At 29.5% G+C, this 4200-nt stretch carries 3 protein-coding genes; 1 reads left to right on the top strand and 2 read right to left on the bottom strand.

The genetic code is table 11. The annotated features are described in order from the left end of the window. Positions 1 to 99 precede the first annotated feature (99 nt). Positions 100 to 2484, bottom strand: coding sequence for a cation-translocating P-type ATPase (locus tag BM384_RS15915; RefSeq protein WP_090015079.1), 2385 nt, complete (start codon positions 2482 to 2484; stop codon positions 100 to 102). A 200-nt stretch (positions 2485 to 2684) separates the two neighbouring features. On the opposite strand from BM384_RS15915, the gene BM384_RS15910 reads away from it, so the two are divergent. Then, positions 2685 to 3401, top strand: coding sequence for a lysophospholipid acyltransferase family protein (locus BM384_RS15910; protein WP_090015078.1), 717 nt, complete (start codon positions 2685 to 2687; stop codon positions 3399 to 3401). A gap of 23 nt (positions 3402 to 3424) precedes the next feature. Here BM384_RS15910 and BM384_RS15905 read toward each other — a convergent pair whose 3' ends face one another. Further along, on the bottom strand, positions 3425 to 4078 hold the full coding sequence (locus tag BM384_RS15905) for a DUF6483 family protein (protein WP_090015076.1): 654 nt from the start codon (positions 4076 to 4078) through the stop codon (positions 3425 to 3427). Positions 4079 to 4200: the final 122 nt, after the last annotated feature.

Below are 4200 nucleotides of genomic sequence, written 5' to 3'. Positions count from 1 at the left end.
CCCGTTACGGACTTTCACCGATTAGTGCACGCCCATGCTGGGCGCACAAAAAAGTTGTAACTAAACAAATATAAATTATTTAGTTACAACATATAATTATTACTTTTTACCTTTTCTATCAGCTATCCAGCTTGTAAATCTAAATGCTAGTTCTATCATTGGCCATGATAATAAAACACATACAGCTGAAATAATAACTTCTTGATATGTTAAAGTAGTAAAACTAAATACATATCGTCCTAAAGGAATAACAAAGCATATTAGAGATACAAAGGCCATTAATAATACTAAAAGTAATTTAAATTTAGTGAAAGGCCTTGCTACTCTTGCTAATATAACTAAACTTACTCCTAAGAAAACTAATACTGCAGTTGTTCTACCTTCATCTACAGATCTTCCTGCCAAGTGACTTAATACAAAAGCTGAAACTGTAAGTATCATCATTACAATTCCATTTGGTATACTCTTTGTTAAGATTCTCTTTAAGAATCCTTTCTTAACCTTACCTCCTGATGGTCCTAGTGCTAAGAAGAATGCCGGAATTCCAATTGCACAACTTCCAACTAAGGATGTTTGTATCGGTGTCAAAGGATAAGGTAACATTAATATTGAAATTACTAAAGTTAAACTTACAAAGAACATTGTCTTTGATAAAAATAACTGAGCTACTCTCTCTAGATTATTAATCTGCTGTCTTCCCTCTTTTACTACGTTTGGTAAAGCTCCAAAATCCGAGTTCATAAGCACTAATTGAGCAACTGCCTTAGTAGCCTCAGAACCATTTGCCATAGCTATTCCACAATCAGATTCTTTAAGTGCAAGTACATCATTTACTCCATCACCTGTCATAGCTACTGTGTGACCATTCTTTTGAAGAGCCTTAACTAAGCTTTTCTTTTGGTGAGGTGTAACTCTTCCAAAGATTGTGTAATTATCTACTACCTCTGCAAGTTCATCAACCTTCTTTGGCAGAGTTCTTGCATCTACATATCTATCATAACCATCAACTCCAGCTCTCTTTGCTACCGCTGAAACTGTTACTGGGTTATCTCCTGATATAACTTTTACAGTAACACCTTCTTCTTTAAAGTATTTTAAGGCTTCTGGTGCCTCTTCTTTTATTACATCTTCAATTAATATAAGGGCGCATTCTTCAACTTCTGAAACAAGTCCCTTCTTTAAAGAAATTTGATTCACTTTTCCAAGTAAAAGCACTCTGCTTCCTTGAGCTGCTTCTTTCTCAACTTCATTTTTTATATTTTCATATTTATCTTGAAGCAAAACTTCAGGCGCTCCAAGGACCCAGCTTCCATGATTTCTTAATATTATTCCTCCCCACTTTCTTCTTGATGAGAAAGGAACTTTTTCAATTATATCTACCACAGGAGCTTCTTTATAATGCTCTAAAATAGCTTGCTGTGTAGGATTCTTACTATGCAGATTATGCGCTATAGCTGCAAGTATATTATCTATTTCACTTTGCTTAGCATTATTTAAATGTTTAACTTCTCTTACATTTAATCTTCCTTCTGTTATAGTTCCTGTTTTATCAACGCATAGTACATCTACTCTTGCTAAAATTTCTGTTGCAGATAGCTGCTGCACCAAGGTTTCATGTTTTGCTAATCTTACAACTGATACTATAAATGTTGCACTTGTAAGTAATACTAAACCTTCAGGAACCATTCCAATTATTCCTGAAACTACACTTATTAAAGCTTCTCTCCAACCTGAATTAGAGAAAAACATTTGAGTTGCTATTAATATTACTCCTAAAGGTCCTATTAAAAATAAAAGTATTTTTATTATCTTACTTATAGATGTTTGAAGTTCTGAATTTACTATTTTAAATTTTCTTGCTTCATCTGCAAGTTTTGAAGAATATGTATTTTCTCCAACCTTAGTTATCTTTGCATGACCTTCTCCAGCTACTATAAAACTCCCTGAGAACAATTCATCATTTTCTTTTTTATAGACTGGATCTGACTCACCTGTAAGCATTGATTCATCCACTTCAAGTTCATCTGAATCAATAACTATACAATCAGCTAAAACCTGATTTCCACTAGACAAACAAACAATGTCATCAACAACTAATTCTTCAACAGAAATTTCTTTCTCTACTCCATTTCTTAAAACTTTAGCTTTTGCCATACTTAAAAGAGATAGCTTTTCTAAAGTTTTCTTTGCATTTAGTTCCTGTCCAACTCCTATAATACTATTAACTATGATTACTCCTGCAAATATAGCATTTTTAGGAGAGCCTGCTATTATAACTAATAAAGCAAGAACTATATTAAGAGCATTGAAAATATTAAAAAAATTAGCTCTAATCATCTGCCATAAAGTTCTTGATGGTGCTGGTGCTAATTTATTGACTAAACCACTGTAAATTCTTTCTTTAACTTCTTCATCTGTTAACCCAAGTACTTTTTCTTTCACCACATAACTATATTCTTTTTTATTTATTTTACTAGACTCCATTAATTACTCTCCATTTAAACATTTTGTTTATACTATATATTTTAATTTACCAATCTTAAGATACTCTTAAATATTTAAAATTATTATATGATTTTTTCATAAACTATAATACTTCCTCTACTAATTATTCTTTAATTCTTCCCTATATTGTAATATACTATTCTAGAATAATGAATTAAATTAGAAAGGACATAATAATTATGTTTAGATCATTATATATTTATCCTCTAGCTATTTTAGCCGCACTTATAGCTCAATTAGGATTAATAAAAGCAAACTATTTAAAACGTAAAGATAAAATTGAAGAATACAACATGACTATATATAGAATAACACATTGGTGGGCAAAATTTGTCATAAAATTATCTGGATGTAAAGTTACTGTTAAAGGACTTGAGAATATTCCAAAAGATAAAACAGCTCTTTTTGTAGCAAATCACCAAAGTAATTTTGATATTCCTCTTTTAATGGCTGTAATAGATACTCCAAAAGGTTTTATAGCAAAAAAAGAATTAGAAGGTATACCACTATTAAGCGCATGGATGAGAAGAATTCAATGTGTATTTATGGATAGAAAAAACTTAAGACAATCCGCTGAAACAATTGTCAAAGGTATTAATATTTTAAAAAGTGGTTATTCTATGGTTGTATTCCCTGAAGGAACTAGAAGTAAGGGTGGTAAACATGGAGATTTTAAAGCAGGAAGTTTTAAACTTGCTACAAAGTCTAAATCATTAATAGTACCTGTTACACTTAATGGAACATATAAAGTTTTAGAAGAAAATAAAAATAAAATTAAAGCATCAGATCTTACTGTTATAATCCATAAACCAATAGATCCTACAGTATTATCAAAAGATGAATTAGCAAACTTACATGAAATTGTTCAGGATATTGTATTTAATCCTATAAAATAAAAGATGCCTTTTGGGCATCTTTTTTATATCATTTTCTCTATCTCTTTAAGACTGTCTTCAACTTCTTCTATAGGAAGATTACCTTCTATTAATATATCCTCATCCATAGCTTTTAATCTATTATAAAATTCTATCCCGTTATTAATGATGTTTTTACTTTTATTACTGATTTTAATCATATAAAATAACATATCTTCAGCCTTATCAAAACATTTATTATACTCATATAAATTAAATAACATTTTACTTTCACTTAAGTTTATTTCGTACTCACTTAAATAATCTAAAATAGACATAACATCATCTCTATATTTCTCATCTACTTCATTATCTTCACAAAAAGCAGCATAAAAACTTTTTAATGCTTTTTTATAAAAATTTATCTTATTTGAATTATTATTTAATTTATCATATATACATCCTTCAAAAAATAAAAGCTCTCCAAGGGCTGTATATCTGTCTGAATTATATTGATTTTCTTTACTTACTAATTCTAATATATTTTCAAAAGCTAATGTATTAACAGTAAGTATATCTAGGCCTAAAATCCCCTTCATACCTCTATCTATTCTCTTAAATGCAGATTCTATATCTCCATCCTTTAAATACTCATCTATATCTATCTTAATTAATTCAAGGGTAGATTCTATTTCTTTTTTTAAATCAGTTTTTAACATTTTATCACCTCATTAATAACAACATAATAGGGTTAATCATATTTCTTAACCCTTATATATCACTCAAATTTCCTGGTATCTTTTGTACCTCTTTGGATAAAACTAATTATAGATACATAAAC

The organism is Clostridium sp. DSM 8431, from assembly GCF_900116755.1.
Taxonomy (GTDB): domain Bacteria; phylum Bacillota; class Clostridia; order Clostridiales; family Clostridiaceae; genus Clostridium.
This window is presented reverse-complemented; position numbering and strand designations above follow the sequence as displayed.

What these genes read in the sequence shown, in the direction of transcription:
- BM384_RS15915 (WP_090015079.1), bottom strand. Translation starts at nt 2,484, where the DNA reads ATGGAGTCTAGTAAAATAAATAAAAAAGAATATAGTTATGTGGTGAAA.
- BM384_RS15910 (WP_090015078.1), top strand. Translation starts at nt 2,685, where the DNA reads ATGTTTAGATCATTATATATTTATCCTCTAGCTATTTTAGCCGCACTT.
- BM384_RS15905 (WP_090015076.1), bottom strand. Translation starts at nt 4,078, where the DNA reads ATGTTAAAAACTGATTTAAAAAAAGAAATAGAATCTACCCTTGAATTA.